Origin of the sequence: Desulfogranum marinum (genome assembly GCF_963675105.2) — a bacterium.
Classification (GTDB): domain Bacteria; phylum Desulfobacterota; class Desulfobulbia; order Desulfobulbales; family Desulfobulbaceae; genus Desulfogranum; species Desulfogranum marinum.
Genome location: NZ_CAXXRO010000005.1, coordinates 618,529 through 638,317 on the forward strand (window position 1 = coordinate 618,529; position 19,789 = coordinate 638,317).

At 43.8% G+C, this 19,789-nt stretch carries 15 protein-coding genes; 7 read left to right on the top strand and 8 right to left on the bottom strand.

Going from position 1 to position 19,789, the window contains the following annotated elements:
- Window positions 1–284: 284 nt before the first annotated feature.
- The gene (locus ACHZCY_RS23255; protein ID WP_205220707.1) at window positions 285–605 is read right to left on the bottom strand and encodes a hypothetical protein; all 321 of its coding nucleotides are present in this window, start codon (window positions 603–605) and stop codon (window positions 285–287) included.
- A 415-nt stretch (window positions 606–1,020) separates the two neighbouring features.
- Here ACHZCY_RS23255 and ACHZCY_RS23260 point away from each other — a divergent pair, with 415 nt between their 5' ends.
- Window positions 1,021–1,413, top strand: a complete 393-nt coding sequence (locus ACHZCY_RS23260; RefSeq protein WP_205220706.1) for a rhodanese-like domain-containing protein — start codon at window positions 1,021–1,023, stop codon at window positions 1,411–1,413.
- Between the two features lie 381 nt (window positions 1,414–1,794).
- Window positions 1,795–2,271 (top strand): glycine zipper domain-containing protein, encoded by a 477-nt coding sequence (locus tag ACHZCY_RS23265; RefSeq protein ID WP_319550575.1) that lies wholly within the window; start codon window positions 1,795–1,797, stop codon window positions 2,269–2,271.
- A 471-nt stretch (window positions 2,272–2,742) separates the two neighbouring features.
- Here the strand turns inward: ACHZCY_RS23265 and ACHZCY_RS23270 are convergent, their stop codons facing one another.
- Window positions 2,743–4,527, bottom strand: a complete 1,785-nt coding sequence (locus ACHZCY_RS23270) for a Na/Pi cotransporter family protein (protein ID WP_319550576.1) — start codon at window positions 4,525–4,527, stop codon at window positions 2,743–2,745.
- Window positions 4,528–4,871: 344 nt separating this feature from the next.
- Entirely contained in the window at window positions 4,872–5,315 is a 444-nt protein-coding gene (locus ACHZCY_RS23275) for a hypothetical protein (RefSeq protein ID WP_319550577.1), read from the bottom strand.
- A gap of 611 nt (window positions 5,316–5,926) precedes the next feature.
- Here ACHZCY_RS23275 and corA point away from each other — a divergent pair.
- The 3 genes from corA (at window position 5,927) to mgtE (ending at window position 11,152) form a co-directional block, all read left to right on the top strand.
- Window positions 5,927–6,991, top strand: coding sequence for a magnesium/cobalt transporter CorA (gene corA, locus ACHZCY_RS23280; protein WP_319550578.1), 1,065 nt, complete (start codon window positions 5,927–5,929; stop codon window positions 6,989–6,991).
- 61 nt (window positions 6,992–7,052) lie between these two features.
- On the top strand, window positions 7,053–9,503 hold the full coding sequence (locus ACHZCY_RS23285; protein WP_319550579.1) for a mechanosensitive ion channel family protein: 2,451 nt from the start codon (window positions 7,053–7,055) through the stop codon (window positions 9,501–9,503).
- Between the two features lie 293 nt (window positions 9,504–9,796).
- Window positions 9,797–11,152, top strand: a complete 1,356-nt coding sequence (gene mgtE, locus ACHZCY_RS23290) for a magnesium transporter (RefSeq protein WP_319550580.1) — start codon at window positions 9,797–9,799, stop codon at window positions 11,150–11,152.
- A gap of 205 nt (window positions 11,153–11,357) precedes the next feature.
- On the opposite strand, the gene ACHZCY_RS23295 is transcribed toward mgtE, so the two are convergent.
- From ACHZCY_RS23295 to ACHZCY_RS23315, 5 genes are all read right to left on the bottom strand, one after another.
- Window positions 11,358–12,443: a succinylglutamate desuccinylase/aspartoacylase family protein gene (locus ACHZCY_RS23295; RefSeq protein WP_319550581.1), complete on the bottom strand. Its 1,086-nt coding sequence runs from the start codon at window positions 12,441–12,443 to the stop codon at window positions 11,358–11,360.
- Window positions 12,443–13,699, bottom strand: a complete 1,257-nt coding sequence (locus ACHZCY_RS23300) for a RimK family alpha-L-glutamate ligase (RefSeq protein WP_205220696.1) — start codon at window positions 13,697–13,699, stop codon at window positions 12,443–12,445. Before ACHZCY_RS23300 ends, ACHZCY_RS23295 begins: the two co-directional genes overlap by 1 nt.
- 21 nt (window positions 13,700–13,720) lie before the next feature.
- On the bottom strand, window positions 13,721–14,203 hold the full coding sequence (locus tag ACHZCY_RS23305; protein ID WP_319550582.1) for an ATP-dependent zinc protease family protein: 483 nt from the start codon (window positions 14,201–14,203) through the stop codon (window positions 13,721–13,723).
- A 449-nt stretch (window positions 14,204–14,652) separates the two neighbouring features.
- The gene (locus tag ACHZCY_RS23310) at window positions 14,653–16,065 is read right to left on the bottom strand and encodes a sigma-54-dependent transcriptional regulator (RefSeq protein WP_319550583.1); all 1,413 of its coding nucleotides are present in this window, start codon (window positions 16,063–16,065) and stop codon (window positions 14,653–14,655) included.
- Window positions 16,062–17,276 carry a PAS domain-containing sensor histidine kinase gene (locus tag ACHZCY_RS23315; RefSeq protein ID WP_319550584.1) on the bottom strand — a complete coding sequence of 405 codons (1,215 nt, stop codon included), beginning with the start codon at window positions 17,274–17,276 and terminating at the stop codon, window positions 16,062–16,064. The genes ACHZCY_RS23310 and ACHZCY_RS23315 overlap by 4 nt, the downstream gene beginning before the upstream one ends.
- Before the next feature lie 323 nt (window positions 17,277–17,599).
- On the opposite strand from ACHZCY_RS23315, the gene ACHZCY_RS23320 reads away from it, so the two are divergent.
- Together ACHZCY_RS23320 and ACHZCY_RS23325 are read left to right on the top strand one after the other, a co-directional pair.
- Window positions 17,600–18,130 (top strand): hypothetical protein, encoded by a 531-nt coding sequence (locus tag ACHZCY_RS23320; RefSeq protein ID WP_319550585.1) that lies wholly within the window; start codon window positions 17,600–17,602, stop codon window positions 18,128–18,130.
- Window positions 18,127–19,782, top strand: a complete 1,656-nt coding sequence (locus tag ACHZCY_RS23325; RefSeq protein WP_319550586.1) for a sensor histidine kinase — start codon at window positions 18,127–18,129, stop codon at window positions 19,780–19,782. The genes ACHZCY_RS23320 and ACHZCY_RS23325 overlap by 4 nt, the downstream gene beginning before the upstream one ends.
- Window positions 19,783–19,789: the final 7 nt, after the last annotated feature.

Below are 19,789 nucleotides of genomic sequence, written 5' to 3' on the forward strand. Positions count from 1 at the left end.
GGTGCTGATGATTTTTCAACTCAAATACGCCAAGGCATGCTCGGCATGAAAAAAAGTTTCCAATCAAGGTGTTCATCAAATTGAGCAGCATTGATACAACGCTCAGAGACAAGCACGGAAACTAATGTTCAAGTCGTCTGTTAGATCCATGGCGTTGTGGATAGCTTTTCCGCCAAGGGGAAATCATCAATACTTCAAGTTTTTAAATGGCTGCCTATTCGTTGATCTTCAATAACTCTTTGTCAATATCGACACCATGTCGGCGAAAGAAGGAATCTCATTGATTATTGAGCTGTTTTTACATCGAGCTTTTCTTCTAATTTTTTGTACACACGTTCACACCGTTTTGCGGGGACAATAAGCAGCATTGGACGAGAAACATAGATAGTGACCAGTGTGTCTTTTGGTCGAGGTTCTTTGAGGTACACTTTGATTCTCGATGCACCCAGTCCTCCCAGCCATCCCTTTTGTTTCCATTCAATAACACCTTTGTGCTCGTCTGAGCTGACGCTTTCCCATGAGGGGATTTCGTTCCCGCTTTCCACGACCATTTGAAAGCTTTTTTTCAATTCAAATGGGATTTTATATTCGAAACTTTTAATCATTTTTTAGAAGCCTTTATCGTTTGTTGAGACTCTACCCGGGAATCATGACCGATCTGGGAAATAGAATCCTGCAAAGATCATAGTCTGTCCGTAAATATTGCTCAATCATTTCATTGGTGCGTGGGGGGGGAGACCAAATAGAAAATTTAATTTTTTATACTTTAAATTAGTAAGTTATGGTTGTAATAGTAGTTATGTGTAAATGCACACAATCGTTATGGATTCATTACCCTGAAGCAGGTTGAACAAGTGATAAAAAAAATTGACGGCAGGCCCAGCAAATTCTCTAATTTCATTATAGGTTATGGAATAGTACAGAGTGCTGAGGTAACTGACTGAAAAAATGTACACTTTTCAGGTGCATTCAGGTCTTTAAAAAACTGTGCGAACAGGAAAAATACAAGGAGCATTTATTATGCAACAGTTAGACGAAGTTTATCGTTCTTGCACACTGGATTATTTTGAAAGCGGCGCGTACCGTATTACAATGGAAGAATTTCTGGCCCTCAAAAAAGAGAATAAGGCTATGATGCTGGATCTACGTTCCAAAGAAGAAGCTGAGCTGATAGGGCTGTCCTTTGCGCATAACATTCCCATTGAAGAGTTGCCGGACCGGTTGGCTGAACTGCCTAGAGACAAAACCATAGCCGCTTTTTGCGCCAGCTGTGTCCGTGCCGTGATGGCATTTGTCTATCTGAAGGCAGCTGGTTTTGAAGATGTAAAAATTGTCCCTGACAAATTGCAGGAACTGACAGCAAACTTTATGCCTCCATTTGCTGCCAAGCATTACGAAACGCTTAAAAAGTAATTTTTTCTCTTCTCAAACCGTCGGTTTTTTTCATTGAAGCCGGCGGTTTTTGGGCTTTGAGAAGGGGTTTAACCGATTTTGCATCACAACCTCTTTTTTCGTTTGAGAGAATTGAGTGCCTTGACCCATAAAAACAGTCAAGGCTATAATGGTGTAATCAACAACTGCTTGAATAAACTTCCCATAACTGATTATAACAACAGGTACATCACCGAAAGCTTCTTGAACGGTAAATACCGGGTTGGAGAAATTAACGACTCTCAATAGAACACGCTTAGAGGCATGATCACCTCGCCTGCAGCAGGTGAAATTATTTAGTTGGTAGATAATGAGGTATGTTTATTTGCAACAATGACAAAGACCAAAGATTTGGAGGGATGTATGGGGAAGATGTTTAAATCAACAGTATTGTTAGTGATATTAGGTTGTTGCCCTGTGGTTGCTGTTTGTGAGGCGGAACTGATGGTCTTTCCCGCTAAAGGACAAACACCTCAGCAACAGAGTGCCGACGAGCAGGAGTGTCGAAACTGGGCTATAAATCAAAGCGGTGTTGACCCTGCAAGACTGTCTGCCCCTGCGTCAAGTGCGAATCAACAAAATAGTAGGCCTGTATTGCGAGGTGCCGCTAAGGGGGCCGCTGTTGGTGGACTTGGAGGCTCATTGGGTGGAGAATTCGGTAAAGGCGCTGCCGCTGGAGCCGCTGTTGGCGGTCTGGTAGGAGGAATGCAAAACCGCCGACAGCAGCAGGCGACCGCAACAACCGACCAACAGGCTCAGCAGATCTACAATCAGCAAATTGACAGCTATAACCGTGCCTATTCTGCCTGTCTTGAAGGCAAAGGGTACACTGTCAAATAGTAAACTCCGAGCCAATTTTGTTTTTTTTTGATAGCTTGCTCGACTACTATTAATAGATGGGATATGTGTTGGCTGCTTTTTTTTTTGCAAAAATGATAAAGAATCACAACTTTTTCAGTATGTTGACAGTAAAAATAATCTACTTTCGGAGTCTATGCTTATCTCGTCATAGCCAAAAAAATGAACCTGACGCCGCCTGAACTGATGAGAAATCCGGGTAAAGTTAGATTATTCAGTCTCTCGTACCTAAAACTATCTCGTTAAGCTTGGGGTGGCGCGGGACAGTGACTTTTTAGATATTTGCATATGTTTTTCACGAAAAAAATCCGCTGGCAAATAATAGAACAATGTAACCGTACAGAAGGGCTTACTATTACCGATGGTGCTCTTGCCATGAGTAGCGAACGTTACGTTCTTCTTTAAAACGATTGTAAGAAAGCACCATTGGCGTAATAGTATCACTTGCTCTGCTCATACATTTCTAACGATCTCCGGTGGAGCGGTTATCTTTGCAAGCCTTCTGGTGAGAGTGTATGCCCGTGTCATTTTATCTATTAATGAAATTTCAATTCTTGCTGTTTCCAACTCATCGCCAGCCTGATCTCGTCCTAACACTTCTGCTTTACGCGCCATCAGCCTCTCGACGAGTTGCGCGATGTTTTCTTTCTTATTGATAACAGCCAGGGCTGCATGTTGGTCATTGTTCTGTATTGATTGAACAGCGAGTTCAACCGATTGGTATACCTCTTGGTACAACTCTTTGAAAACCAACCGTGTTGTTTCGCTCACCTGCCGCTCTTTTTTTATGAATCTGAGCAACAGCCCTGAAAGTTCCGTTTCAACCAGGTCGGCAAGGTTTTCCAAACTTACTGTAGCGGTCATCAAGTCCTGGTGTGCTTTACTTTCTTCTGCAGTAAGAAGGCGCTGCCGTATTTTTCCAAGAAAACCAAAGATTGCCGCTTCGAGGATATCGACCTTGTCATCGAGCTCTATTATTCTATTTACCTGTTCTTTGCTTTTGTTGAGCACAGCATCAGGGAGTCCACCAAACATTTCACAGGTAATCTTCCCCATCCTGCCAAATTCCTGACGAACTTGCTCAAGAGCAATAGACGGAACTTCCACAGCCGCCTCGTCGAGATATTTTGGCTCAATAATAACACCAGCTTTTTCCTTCTTTTCAGGGAAAAGTATTTCAGCGAGCCTGGCAAATATTCCGGTAAAACCGATGAAGGCTATAGTATTAAATACATTAAAAAGAGTGTTTGCATTTGCTATTTGTCTTGGAACGTCGCTTGCCATTTTTGCGGCTCCTTCCAAAGCCTCTTGTGCAGGAGAAATGGCAGTCGCTATGTCAGCAAGAAACCCTATAAAAGGCAGCCACACAAGCACTCCAACAATGTTAAAAAGGACGTGAACAATTGCTGCCCTGACAGCTTCAACCGGTTTACCCATAGCCGCAAGTAGTGCAGTCACGCAGGTTCCAATATTTGCACCCAATGCCAAACCAATCCCTGCTTCCAACGAAAGCAATCCTTCTGTGGCCATTGCAATGGCAATTCCCACCGTTGCAGCAGATGACTGGACAAGGCTGGTAAATAAGGCACCTGCTAAAATGCCAAGCAGGGGGCGCTTCATACTTTCCAGAAAAACCATGAACGGTTCATAGGTACGCAACGGTGTCATGGCTTCACTCATGATGCCCATGCCGTAAAAAACCAGACCGATGCCTAGCAGCATCATCCCAGCATGTTTTACATTTTCTCTTTTCGCGACAAAGGTCATGAAAAAACCGATGGCGACCGGAAGTAAAGCGTAGGCAGCAATATTAAACGCCAGCAATTGTGCCGTCATCGTCGAACCAATATTGGCCCCCATAATAACACCAACTGACTGGGCGAGAGTCATCACCCCGGCAGTGATAAAGCTCACCACTAATACTGTGGTTACAGAAGATGAGTTGAGGACAGCCGTAACAAAGGCACCGGTAATGGCGCCAAGAAAGCGGTTGGTGGTCATTTTGGAAAGCAGCGTCTTCAGCGTTTCACCAGCTGCTTTTTTGAGTCCTTCAGAGAGGAGATCTAGCCCTCCAAGAAACAGAGCCAGACCACCAAACAGTCCCATGGCCAGCTGCAGTACATCAAGATTGTTTCCTGGGAGGTCCGCCCCAAATGCACCTGGAGCAACAAGGAGGAATAATATTCCGAAAATGAAAATCAAAGCCGGTCGAGTAAGAAGTGTTTTCAGATATGTCATATTAAACACCTGTCTTTGCTCCAGTAATTTTACCTTTTCAGTGCCAAAATGAACAATGGCCGTGAAGAAATACCCAGAATCAATGCCAACGTTATGTCTCGCACAAAACTTTGTTGTTTGTAATTTTTTTTTAATGCCACGTGACGACGAGCAAGTAACACAGAAAAGAAGTGATAAAAAGTCACGTTAACCAATGTGGTTAGCGATGCGTTTTAAGTGTTGTTTAACAAGAACGGTTACAGAACGATTTTCATTTTGGACCTGCATCACACTGATTGTAAAAAAATAGCGTGATGCAGGGTGTCGCATGCTGTGCAGCTACAAGAATTTATCTCGGTGAGGTACTACTTCAATTCAACTTTCAGTCCTTCAGGCGCCAGTTTGAGCTGAACCCCTGCTTTTCTGGAAGTGAGCTTCATAACAACTCCATTTTGGTTTTTCATAACCTGGGCTCCTGCTCCACCTCCAACAGCTACTCCTGCTTCAGCCGCAGAAAAAGTTCCAGCAAAATCTGGAATGTTTTTAAGGTGATAGACCTCTCCTTGAGCTGAAATAGAGGAAATGCCCAGATCTATTACGGAAAGTCCTTTGATCTTGAATGGATATTCCTTTCCCTGAAAGGTGAGTACCCCTTCGCCCCAGCTAAAACCGACACCAACAGCAACCGCTTTAGTTTCTATGGATACGGTTCCCGAAGGTTTTTCTTCTTCAGCTATTGCAGCAGTTCCAACAACCGAGAGTAGAAGAATCATTAAAGCCGCGACATAGTTTTTTGGTGCCCTAATCATTACAAATCTCCTCATTTAAGGTTTTGAGCTATCTGTCAATTGCACTTAGAACGCCTGGCGCAAAGACAGGTTATGAAAAAAACATCATATTTTATCTTAAGATCTTTTTCTCGACATTCAACTTTTTAAATTCCAAATATAGTCAAATGTTTAAATCGTATTCACTCATCTGCCTTTCTAGGCCTTCTACCTATTGAATAAACCGATACATTTGCTAGTCTAAAAGTATCACATAAGTGGTACGGCCTTGATTTTATCTAAATGGGAATAACAAGAAAATAACATTGATAAGATGATATTTCCTTGGAGGTGACCTTTATATTTGGTTTTTAAAATTACTTCTGGGTAGCACTCTTAGCCATATTTTTAGCCGGGTGTTCGGGTAAGAGCAGGTTGAAACCGACGCCATACAGCACAATGCTTTTATATTGTAGTGTGGTGCACCATTTAAAATATTGGCTAATGCGCGTATTGGTACCGTATCTGTAGCATTGATCGTGTTGTAAATCACTATATAGGGTAATCTTTGAGAATGACGGTTTGGTAAAGGGATGTAGCTTGTGGCAGTCATTGTTACCAATAACATTATTTTTACTCCGAGGAGGGATAAAATGTATAACTTTGTTAATGCCGCTTCTCAGAAGACTGGAATGCCCCCTGGTTCTCTTGTCCACGTAGGGGAGGATCAGGCAATAGAATCACGAGTGTCCATTGTTCAGTATAACAAGCAGCGCCTTGAAGAAAAGGTAGTTACCTCCATAGAGAAGGTTGATCAGTTTCAAGAAGCAGAGGCTATCACCTGGGTAACCATCGAAGGATTAAAAAACGTCGGGCTCATCGAATCAATCGGGCGTGTTTTTGATATTCACCCACTCGTTCTTGAAGATATACTGAATACACAGCAACGACCTAAATTTGAAGAATTTGACGACTACCTCTATATCGTTCTTAAAGATCTTTCCCTGGCGGAAGGGGATTCATTTGTTAGGTATCAACAGATTAGTATATTAGTTCTCAAAAATGTAGTTTTTATTTTTAAAGAGTACCAAGACGATATATTTCTTCCTCTTCACAAGCGACTTCATAACAATAAGGGAAAGCTCAGAACATTGGGGGCAGATTATTTAACCTATGTAATCCTAGACACAATTGTGGATAAAACCTTTATTATCATCGATTCTTTAGATGAAGTCGTCAGCTCAATTGAAGAGGATCTATCCATTAACGCTACCCCGGAAGTACTCACTACTATTCAGCGAATCAAACATGAATTGATTTATATTCGAAAATATATCTCACCTTTGAGAGATTTGCTCTTGGAGTTATTGAGAAGCGATACAGTCTTAATCGATGAAAAAAATCATATATACTTCAGAGATGTGCTTGATCATGTGCTCCGTGTAACAGAAAGTTTGGAAACGTATAGAGATATGCTGTCCAGCTTGCTGGATATCTACATGTTAAGTGTGAGTAATAAAATGAATGAAGTGATGAAAGTATTAACAATTTTTGCCGCTATTTTCATCCCACTCACTTTTGTAGCTGGAATTTATGGAATGAATTTTGAGTATATGCCGGAACTTAAATTGAAATGGGGATATCCGACTGTATGGCTCGTATTTATAATAACTCCCATTGGGTTAATTGCCTATTTTAAGAAAAAGAAATGGTTGTGATAGGGCTAGCAGCTATAGACCAATGCGGTAAAACACACCTTAACAAATTGAACATTAAATTATGAAGTTACCGACAACAACCAGCAGAATCATTACCAGCAGCGTACTCTGCATATTCTTTCTCTTGGTTTCGATACCTTGCTCGGGAGAGGAAGAATCGACTAAAACCGAACCTGAGGTAGCACAGGCACTCTCGCTTATTGAAATTTATTCATGGAGTAACAAGATTCCAAATGATCTGGTTGATTTGCAAAATCAGATGGAGGGAATTACCAATGTTGCAGAACATTTGTCGCGCTTAACTAATATAGCCGCAGAGGTAGATGATCTTGAATGGGAAATAATAATGGCCAAATCAGATCCCAATATCAGTTATCACCAGCTTTCTTCCCTTGAATCCCGGCTAGCTAAAATTAATCAACAGCTCGAAGTGTTGGATACACCGGTCAAGTCGAACGTCATGCTTCTGGAAAGGCTTTATAAAGAGTGGCTGGAAAGACAAAATGTTTTGCATGCATTACGCATAGAAGCAGAAAAACAAGGGAAAATTGATGACGTAGCAGAAATTCTTGATACGCTCGACACTCTCGTACGTAATGGGCAGCAAACTATTGAAGAACAGATTAAACCAAATCTACAGGCTGGGAAGGAGATTGGTGAAATTTTGACACAGGTCTACGTGCTCAGTGATACCGTCTCTGACGTGATCAAGGATATGAATGGATTTAGCCTCCAGCAGACCTCGCCATCAATGCTCTCGCCCACTTTTTACCAACGTCTTGAGAAAAAACTCCTGCAGAAGGGGTGGGAAGACCTTCGTCTGTTTAGCCAATACCAGCTTCGCTATCTCAACCAGAATAAGCAGGGCGTTGCGATGAGCCTGCTTGCAATATGTCTGCTTGTTTTTGTTGTGCATGCCAGCAAAAAACTGGTCAAAGCTTCTTCTAAGTGGCACCCTTTTGCCTCCAGGCCGGTTGCCACGGCAGTTTTTATTGCCAGTGCATCTTTTGGCATTATAAACACCACCCCAATTCGTCCTGACCTTCCCCCGGAGTGGGAGGCATTGTCACAGCTGCCGTTAATCGTCGTTGTGGCTATTTTAGCCAAAAATGTATGTCATACCCCCTGGCAAAGTACACTCTTAAGAAGGGTAGTCCTTTTGTTGGCTGTTTCTCATTTATTCAGTATTATTGGATTGCCGCAACTCTTTACCTATCTCTTTGTCTTCTATATATCAGTATTGGGGCTTGCCTATTATCTGTACCTGTTGAGACGTCGCTGGAAAAATTCGTCGAGTACAAAAATTACCTGGGCAATCTGGCTGTGGTGTTGTTTGCCGTTGACTATAATCATCTCCGGTATCTTAGGTTATGATCAGTTTGCCGTCTATATTTTTGGAATAGTGCTTGCTGAAATACTCGTCAGTCTGATGATCTTGCTTATGTTGGAGATGGCTTCAGGTTTACTGGAATGCATGCTGCTGAATGCGCCGGTTGCCACTGTCCGCCAAAATGCGACGAGGATTGTTAACCAAATTACTCCGGCGCTGATTCTCGCTCTTGGGCTTCTCTGGTTGGCGATCACTCTCATGGTGCTGAGAATACGCCCAACTGTCGAAGCTGCATTTATTGCCATGACATCAATTGAGCTGTCTCTTTTTGGGCTGAAGATTACTCCGGGTTCAGTGCTTATTGTCGTTTTTATCTGTTATGCTACTTTTGTTTTCTCAAGGGGGCTCAGGGCTTTTCTCCAACAGACCATTCTTCCGCGTTATGGTGTTGAGTTAGGAGTTCAGGTATCAATCTCAAGACTTGTCCATTATGCAATATTGACCATTGGTTTTTTTGTACTGTTAAAGATGCTCGGTTTCGGCCTGAGTCAAATAACTATCCTTGGTGGTGCGCTTGGTGTTGGAATCGGGTTTGGTTTACAGGCAATTGTTAATAATTTTGTGAGTGGACTTATTCTCCTTTTTGAACGGCCGATAAAAGTCGGTGATATGATAGAGATCGGGATGGAAGTTGGTGAAGTAAAGGAGCTAGGGCTCAGGGCAACCATAGTCCAGACTTTTGATAATGCAGAGGTTGTTATACCAAACTCGGAACTTATTACCGGTAGAGTAACCAACTGGACGCTTTCAGAAAAACGGGTACGGGTGAAATTGCCGGTTGGTGTTGCTTATGGAACCGACATCTCTGCAGTACTCAAAATTTTGCTTTCTTGTGCCGGTGCCAACCCGATGGTGCTTACCAAACCAGAACCAAAAGCACTTTTTCTGGCTTTTGGCGCAAGTTCGTTGGACTTTGAGTTGCGGGTATGGATACCAGACTTTGCCGAGGGACTTGTTGTACGTAGCGAGCTCAATCAGGATATTGAAGCTGAGTTTGATTTAGCGGGCATTGAAATCCCCTTTCCACAAACCGACCTTCACCTGCGCAGTATCGATGAAAAAGCGATAAAAGTGTTAAACCGAACCCATGAGCAGAGCAAAGAGGTCGAGCAAAACAGTTGACCGTCTTGCAGGATTATTTTTTGTCAATCTCTCGGATTCCACCGCTGATCTCTTTATACAGAAAAATTATCCTCGGGGTGGGGAAGTGAAGACTCCGATATTAAGTATATGCCTGCGATAAGTTTTGTCCCTGACATTGCACATAACTTCCCATTTTCAGAGCAGTAGTATCATGTTTGGGTAGGATGTCGGCAGGCTGGACCACCCAACGGAGAAATCAACCCGGATTTTTCATCGGTTCAAGCGGTGACAGGTTCAAAGTTATGTCAATAAAAAGAAGAGTACATATCTCCATGAAGGACACATCAAAGCAGTGGGAAATACTTAGCGAACTGATAAAGAGCGGTACTGAGTCTGCAATCGTTAGTTTTTTGGATGAACTGGGAGCATCAGAAAAGGCGCGAATAATTTCCCGACTTACCGAGGAAGAACAGCATCTTTTGTTTGATAAGCTGACTCCGGAGGATGCTGCAGAGCTTATTGAAGGTATTTCGGAAAAACAGGCTGCCGATTTAGTTGAGAATATGTCATCCCAACAGGCGGCATCCATCCTGGAAGAATTGCCAAGCGACCATGCTGCGGATGTTCTGGGAGAGATGGATGATGGCAGGAGTGAGTCGATCCTCGCCAGCATGGAAAAGGAAGATGCGGCTGATGCAAGAAGACTTCTGAGGTATCCTGCAGATTGTGCCGGTGGCCTTATGATTTCAGAATTTTTGGTGTTTAGCACTGAGGACACCATTCGGGATGTATTTAATGACCTTCGAGAAAATCAGGAAAAGTATGCGGACTACAATGTCCAGTACTTCTATGTTGTAGATTCGGAAAACAAATTGAAAGGGGTCTTGCGTATGCACAACCTCCTTTTTCCCTCACGTAAAACCCGGCTCGGCGACATCATGATTCCTTCGCCGTTATCAGTGGCAGACACTACTCCTCTGAGTGTGTTAAAGGATTTTTTCGAAGACCATAAGTTTTTCGGTGTACCGGTTATTGATGATCGCGGGCAACTTGTCGGTGTCGTTCTGCCTGGTGCTGTTGAAGAAGAGTATAGCAAACAAAAAACAAAAGCTTTTTTGCGAATAAGCGGAATCATTGGTGGTGAAGAATTTCGAACAATGCCGTTATTGCAGCGATCAGGACGCCGATTGTCTTGGTTGAGTATGAACATTGTCCTTAATATCATTGCCGCCAGTGTGATAGCTCTTTATCAGGATACTCTTGCCGCTGCTATCACACTTGCTGTGTTTCTGCCAATGGTCAGTGATATGAGCGGCTGTTCCGGGAATCAGGCTGTTGCTATTTCAATGCGGGAGCTTTCTCTTGGCCTTGTAAAACCAGGCGAAATAGTATGGGTTGTGCTCAAAGAAACAAAAGTGGGCATTCTTAACGGACTCGTGCTTGGCGCTTTGCTTGGATTAGTGGCCTTTATGTGGCAAAGCAATATTTGGCTCGGGGTAGTGGTGGGGGGCGCATTGGCCGCAAATACACTTGTATCTGTTATTTTAGGGGGGATTTTGCCGCTTTTGCTCAAGCGGATGAAAATGGATCCTGCATTAGTCTCGAGCCCACTCTTGACGACAGTTACTGATATGTGTGGATTCTTTTTTGTTCTCAGTTTCGCGTCTGCAGTTTTACCGAAACTGTAGGCCATCTTGCATAATTGCTTTTTCGCCCAGGCCCTCGGTGTCCGGCGCTTACCTTGTCATGCCGTAAAAAGTATGCTTTAAGGTAAGCGAAGACTCCGAAAGTAGTTAACTGCCTGTGGTGATTTCTTAAGCATGCCTCAATCGTGGGCGACAAAGTTATTTATTCAAGATACCCTTTAACCTGTGATAGGGGTTGATTTGAATTTTATTCTGTCTCTTCCGATGGTTCTACGACAAGTACACTTGACCCAAGCTCCTCCACCACCCTTTGTTCAAGGCCGTTTTTGTCCTCTCGTAATTGGCTGAGTTTTGCAGGGCTGTTTTTTTTAGGCAGTTTACCCAGATTACAGATAGGTTCACCAGGGCTGACTGCCGGCAGACTGGTCATTCCCATGACGACCGCATCAAATGGGGCGAGGAGAGTTCCCTGGGCTTCACCGAGAATAGTAGTGTTGGTGGCAAGAGGCTGCCCTTTTTCTATAAGGTCACCCGGCTGGATATGGAAATCAAGAAATCCACCATGCTCTGCACGCATCCATTTAGATTTATCAATTATAATTTGATATGGAGGATTTTTAATATCTCCTTCAATCATATCAAAATTGCGGAGTACATTTTTCACCCCACGAACAGCAGTTTCAACAATGCCGGGTTCTACTTTCCATACTTCTCCGCCCTCCATTATAATCGTTGGGCAGCCTGCAGCACAGGCTTCCCTGCGAAATGAGTTTTTAGGTCCCTTTGAGTTTATAATAATTTCCGAACCAAAGGCTTTCGCAAGCTTACGAACCTGAGGGTCACCCAAGTCAGCTCGGACTGTAGGATAGTTTGTTCGGCGCACCGCAGCAGTGTGCAGATCAATCCCATACTCACATCGAGCGACAAGCTCATTAAAAATAGTATAGGCCATTCGACTTGCAAGACTGCCGTCTTTCGATCCTGGAAAGGATCGATTGAGATCGCGACGGTCTGGTAGATATCTAGAATGACGATCAAATGCCGGCAGGTTGAGCACCGGCACAAGGACAAGGGTTCCTCTCAGAAGCGCAAAGTCAGCATCTTGTATGAGTTGACGAATGGCTCCGCAGCCATTTATCTCATCGCCATGCAGCGCAGCTGTTACGAAAAAGACAGGGCCGTCCTCGATCGCCCGTTGAATGTGGATTTGAATGTTGACGGTCATTCCACTGTAGCTTTCACCTACTGCGAGATTGACGTTTTTTGCCTCTCCTGCAGCAATTTGTTCGCCAAACCAATCGTCGGTAATTTTTTTAGCATGTTTTTTTTCCATTATATAGCATCGTTATCAGGTGGAATTGATATTGAGTCTATCGCACCAGACTCTTTAAAGACCTCTTCGGCAACAGGTAACTCTGGAAGGTCTTTCACTATTGGCCGCCTTTTTTTCCGCACCTTTAACGGCGTCATGTTACGCATTAATTCAAGCTTTCCGAAACAAAGCAAACGATCGCCGTTTTCCAATTCTCTGTGCGACCGTGGGTTGGGAATAACCTTTGTGCCGCGATGGAGTGTGAGTACAACAATATCTTTTTCTCTTAATTGCGATTCCTGGATGGTTTTACCGACATATTCAGATCCCTCTGGAATGTATATTTCAGCAACACCATAACCGCTGCTCACTGTCAGGCGCTGACGAAGGTCAATGTCGGGAAAGTTGACCTGGGCAGCAATATAGTCAATGATTGAACCTGCAATATCAAGCTGGGTACACCCCTCAATACCTTCCAGCCCTGGTGATGAATTGACCTCGACAATTTGCGGCCCATCCTTTCCTTCAAGCAGGTCGACACCAGCAACACGCAGCCCCATAATCTGAGCAGCTCTTACGGCTGTTTCCCGGTATGATTCATCAAGGACAACCGGTTCCGTGACGCCTCCCCGGTGAACATTGCTGCGAAATTCCTGGCCTTGGGCAACGCGCCGCATTGACGCAACAACTTGATCACCAACCACAAACGCTCTAATGTCACGACCTTTGCTCTCTTTGACGAATTTTTGAATTAACACACTTTGTTTCTGGCTTTGCAACAGCTCAATAATAGCCGCAGCAGTACTTATTGAATTTGCCAACAGCACTCCAATACCTTGCGTGCCCTCAATTAATTTTATGATTACCGGTGCTCCGCCGACGCGTTCAATGGCGGGCAGCACATCTTTCTTATCGCGCACAAAGGTCGTCTTAGGTATGCCGATATGGTGTCGACTCAATATCTGCAAGCTTCGCAGCTTGTCTCTTGAATTAGCAATACTGCTGGACGAGTTTGCACAAAATACGTCCATTTGTTCAAATTGTCTCACCACAGCGTTCCCAAAATAGGTGATTGATGATCCAATTCGGGGAAGGACGGCATCATAATGAGAGAGTCGTTTTGTCCGAAAATAGAGATCAGGCATACCTTGCTCAAGGTCAATCGCGAATTTAAGGGTATTAAGTACTTTCACATTGTGGCCGCGCTGCTGAGCGGCTTCTCGGAGCCGACGAGTACTGTAGCAATTTGGGCTGCATGAGAGAATAGCGAGTTTCATGTGTATACTTTAACCTCTATATTATGTTCGATTGTTTGTGTTGGTTTTCTTCTGTTTTTCGGGCTTGCCGCCATAATACGACCTACCGCAATCAACAAGAAATCGGTTCCTGAAGGCTTCGCGTCCCAAGAGCATCCTAAATCCCATATTATCACGACTCGCAAGAGTTAATTCCACTTCCCAAATTTTCCCCAGCAACTCAATTTTCGTCAGGATGACCGGCCGTATTTTTGCTATTCCGTTTGAACTTTTGATCGATCTGGATTCCAGCACTTTGGCTTCCACGTCGAGAGCGTCCATTTTCGAGCGTTGGATGGGATGAATGCTAAAGCGTACCCATTGTTCGCCATCTTTATGAAATTTTTTGATATTGAAAGCGTGTATGGATGAAGAGCGTGCTCCTGAATCAACTTTTGCTTTAATTTTATCAATCCCAAGGTCAGGAAGCTTGACCCACTCCCGCCAACCGATGATCGGTAACTCAACTCTTTTTTTAGCAGCCATTATTTTCCGTAAAAGAATGTAAGTTTGATTTTGTTAAAATATTCAACCGTGTGTGCCGGAACATGTAAGCATTTATTGTTACCATAGTGTGATTTTGTGAATATCATTTATGAGTCTGTTGATTTACTAGGGTTTTCGGTCAAGGTCAAGGCATGCTTGAAAAAAATCACAGGTATATGCTTGATATTCCATGGATTATTTTTCCAGCATAACGAGGTAAGCGCTAGACTCCGAGAGATTGGGCGAGAAGACAGTAAATCAACGGGCTCATTTATAGAATATTCAATTTTGATACTGTTATCATAGAGCATTTGATGGTTGGCTTGATACTACAAAAGACGGGAAAGTGAATAAAAAAAATCGAGCTGAAATTGGTAATTACGCACGGAGGTAACTCACGGTGCTGCTCACTCTTTGATTGATTACACCTCAAACCTGCACCATGCTTACTATTGAGGCTTTCTTCTTACTTCTTCCAGGTTTATTGCATGCTTGTTAATTTTATCATAAAGACTTTTTCTTGAAATACCCATTGCTTTACAAGCTGTTGTGACCTTGCCGGCTACTGCATGTAAAACGGTTTCCAGATAGTGCTTTTCCTGTTGTTCCATGAACTCTTTCCATGGAGGGCAGTCATGTTCAAATACGATTGGCTGGGAAAAAAAGGGGGGCCGCCCCTTGTCAGTTTTTTGTTGCGCACACCCAAGCCCGAGTACGCAGTGGCGGCGCACTACGTTGCGTAATTCTCTGATATTTCCAGGCCAGTCATTTTCACAGAACTCCTTGATCAGATTTTTGGGGAGGGCTGCAGGTTTTTCTGGATGGGAATCACAATATTCCCGCCGGAAATAATCGACAAGCAAAGGGATGTCTTCTTTCCTTTTACGCAACGGTGGAAGGTGGATGGGTAAAACGTTGAGGCGAAAAAACAAATCCTGCCGAAACCGACCCTTGGCAACCTCTTTTTCCAGGTTTTTATTGGTTGCTGCAACGATCCGTGCGGTCATGGGGATGAGCTCATTGCTACCCAGGCGACAGAAATTTCTTTCTTCCAGTACGCGGAGGAGTTTTGACTGGAGCTGAGCAGGCATGGAGCAGATTTCATCAAGAAAGATTGTTCCGCCTCCGGCAAATTCAAATCTGCCGATTTTACGCTGTACTGCACCTGTAAAAGCACCTTTTTCATAGCCGAAAAGTTCCGATTCTATCATTTCTGCAGGAATTGCTCCCATATTAACGGCCACATAAGGGGCTTTATCCTGTTTGATTTCGTGTAGCGCTCGTGCAACAAGCTCTTTGCCGGTACCTGTTTCGCCTATAATGAGTACCGGATCGCTTTCCACCGCAAAGGTTTCGATAATGGTATACAGTTCATGCATTGCCGGATGATTACCGACAAGCCCATAGAAACGCGTTCTGTTTGCGTTGCTTGCCTGGAGCTTTTTTTCGAGCTGCAGATTTTCTAAAACCAACTGCCTCCGTTCTATAGCTCTTTCAAGGGTGGCAATTATCAGATCCTCATCTACCGGTTTTTGCAGAAAATGGTATGCACCTTTTTTCATGGCCTCCACGGCCAGGCTGATATCACCGTGGCCTGTGATTAATATGACGGGGAGGTCCTTGTCTTTTTGGACTATATTTTCCAGTAACGTGATTCCGTTCATCTCGGGCATACGGATATCAGCCAGTACAGCACCAAATGTTTGTTCCTCGATCCGCTGCAAGGACTCAAGAGGGCTGCTGCAGGTTTGAACCTGGTAACCATTGAGCGATAAGGTCTGGCTGATGGCAGCCAGGAGAAAAATATCATCGTCAACAACTAGAACGAGAGGGGCGGAAGGTTGAGTGGCTGTTTTTATCATATTTTCTCTTCCTGTGCAGCCTCGTCTGTTTCGTATTCCGGTATGGCCACAGTAAAGCAGGTCCCTTCACCCAAGGTGCTTTCTACTTGTATTAACCCAGAAAAACTGTTGAGAATTCTTTCAACAATGGACAGGCCGAGGCCCATCCCCGTCCCTACAGTACGGGTTGTAAAAAAAGGATCAAATATTTTTTCCAACTGCTCGTCATGGATACCGACACCATTATCTTTTACCTGGATAATAACATGCGATTCTTTGCGCATGGTTCTGGGGTTCACCCAGGGTGCAATATGCGTTGTCAGGGTAAGAACCGGGTTTGGCTCACAGCCCATGGCTTGGATGGCATTTTGAATAAGATTGAGCAACACCTGCTCTATACGTACATCAACACCCAAAAAGTAACAGGGTGTATCTGAGAGGTGGAGATCAATCTCTATTTCGTTGAGTTGCAAATGCGGTTCAAGAAAACGAAGGGTTTTGCGAGTTAACTGGTTAATTTCTATGGGAACCAGGTCTTCCTCAACCTTACAGCCGAAACTACGCATGGTATTGATGATAGAGGAGGCCTTGTTAACCCTGTCGATGATTATATCAATATTTTCCTTCAGCATTTCCTTATGCTGCTCAGGGTGCTCCATTGCTCTGCTGCAGTTGCGGGCTAAAAGCAGAATCGCATTCAACGGCTGGGTCAATTCATGGCCTATGCCTGCAGTCATCTCACCAAGACTTGCCAGGCGGCTTGAATGGATGAGTTGCTTTTGCCCTTCCTGCAGGCGATTAATGAGCTCATAAAATTCACTGCAGTCCGAACAGATAAGCATGTGCAGGGATAGTCCTTCCGGATTGGTGAGGGTTGATCCCCTGGCCTTCACTGGAAGACTGCCTTCTTTTGTTTGCAGATTGAATTCCAGCTCTTCAATTTCTCCGTTGCCAAATGCACTTCGGATATGTTTTGCGACTTCCGGCTCAGCAAGATCCTCTACGCTAAGGGTTGCCTCATGAGTAGGCTGCAGCCCTGTTTTTTTAAAAAATTCCTGGTTAACCTGCAACACCTTGAAAGTGTGATCAAAGACCACTAACAACTCGGAAATACTCGAAAGAACCCTTTCCGTAAACGAACGATTCGCCTCAATTTCCTCATGCTTTTTCAGTACGCGAACAACAAGGTCTTCCCGCTGTCGTTCAAGTATCTTGATTGTATCTTTTGTCATTTGTGTCCCCTTTGCATGTCACCACATGTACACAGACGTTATCAAAAAAAGCAGTGTTTGTCACTTATTCTATACGTTTAGTAAAAATCTCTAAATATCAAGTTGTTACTGCGGGTGTGGGGCTGACTGTTACCGTAGCTTTACATAAGGGCAGCTCTTGATTAATTCACATTTTTCAGCACCGATGTCTGCTTACTAATTGGAATTAATGTGAAAAATGGCAGAAAGTTTTTTTTGTACTATTTGGCCCCTCTCTTGCGATGAAAAAAATAACAGCAACCAATGGATAAACATCTGGGATGTAATGGGTAGGGGATCAACAAATGCCATATCACAGTACATGGGAATATTTGACGATCAAAAAAGCGGCTTTGGTCAGTTGTGTTTCTGAGCAGCGTTTTAAACGGTGGATAGACAAAGGGTTGATTCCGGTCATCACCAAAGAAGAGGATACATTTGTACGTTCCCGTGATCTTGTCCAACACTTGATTCAACACAATATTCCTATCCCCGATGGGTTGTTGCAGGGCAATGCAAAAAAAATCCTCTTTATTTTTTTGCAACGCATCATGCCCGAAGGCTTTTCTGCTGAAATCATCCAGGTCCTTTACAAGCTCAGATCGAAAACATCCTTTATCTTGGATTTTATTGAGGAGGATTCATGCACCTCTTTGAAAATAATGACCTTTAATCCAGATATCATTTTTCTGCTTTTTGGCCAGTGCAATGAGTGTCTTACTAAAAGCAGCATCAAAGCAACATTGATGAAAGATGTGCCTGTCTACAGCTTTCATGGAGACAGGAATATCGATTTCACAACGTTTATCTCCAACTGTGTGCAGAGGCAGATATGAGGCAGCATAAAGAAAAATATTATAAGAAACTGCAAAAGTTACTTGCTGGAGGATTCTTTATTTGCGGTATCATCCCGATTTTGATCATCGCTATCACCTCTGTCTACAATTCCAGGCAGGTCGCCATCCAGGATATTCAAGGAAATGCGAGCCAAATCATTGTCCATCAACGCGACGTGATCAATAATTTCTTGAAACATCAAATTGACTTGCTAAACACCCTGATCAATCTTTTTCCACCTGACGATTTCAGTAATATCGATACGTTGGACCGGTTGTTTCTTGCGGCCAGCAAATCCGGAGCCATTGTTGATCTGCAGACCATTGCTGCAAGTGGCAGGCAGTTAGCCTATGTGGGACCGTACCGTGAACAGGTAACCGGCAAACAGTATACCGATCAACCATGGTTTAGGGAGGTGTTGGAGCGGAGCGTCTACGTCAGTGATATCTTCAGTGGCTATCGTAACCTACCTCATTTTGTTGTTGCCTTGACCGACCCTCTTAAAAGCTACGTACTACGAGCCACTATAAATTCGAGTGCTTTTAATTCATTACTGCATAGGGCCCAGGTGGGGACACATGGAGACGCCTTTATTGTTAATACAACGGGAGCTCTACAGACGCCCAGTCTTCAGAGAGCAGAAGCAATCACGGAACCTGAAAGAAAACTCATTCGTCACCACAGCGGTGCTGAAGTTGTACAGCTAGGCAACACCATATATGCAACCACTTGGCTGGACAATGGCAAATGGTTGCTCATGTTCAAGGTGTACATCCCGGACATGTTGACAGCCTACTACGACCATCGGCAGCATACATTGTTGATCATTCTTGCTACCGCCTCTTTTTTTCTTGCCATTGCCTATTATTTCAGCCGTCTCTTTGTGGCGCGAATAGCGGGCACGGATAGAGAAACAGCAGTAATGGATCAACAGATGGCACATATTGAAAAAATGGCAAATGTCGGTCGCCTTGCTGCTGGGGTAGCGCATGAAATCAACAATCCCTTGCAGATGATTATGGCACAGATTGGCTGGCTGGAAGAACTGCTTCCAGAGGAAGAGCCTGAGGCATTAAAAAATTATGATGAGTATGTGACCACCATTAACAAAATGAAACATCATGTTGAGCGGGCTGCAGTCATTACCCATCGGCTTTTAGGATTTTCCCGAAAGATACGTGCCGAACAGGAACCGGTAGAGACTAATGCACTGGTTGAAGAAACCCTTTCCTTTCTCCAGAAAGAGGCTGAACACAACAATATCAAAGTCAACCTCCACCTTGACCCGGACCTTCCAGCAACCATTACCGAAGGGCATCGACTGCAACAGGTGTTGCTTAATCTTATTGATAATGCCCTCGATGCTGTGGGGCATGACGGTCAGGTGGACATTACAACCTCAAGTACGGAACAAAGCATCAATATTCAAGTCGTCGATAACGGTCCGGGGATCAGTTCGGAAGTGATGAAACAGATTTGGAATCCCTTTTTTACCACCAAGGAGCAGGGCAAAGGGACCGGACTCGGATTGTCTATCAGTCAAAATATTATTCAATCACTGGGAGGAAACATTGAAGCTGCAAACAGAACAGAAGGGGGGAGTGTTTTTACCATAACTATCCCTTTACGGCAATTAACCCATCACGATTAAAAGGAGA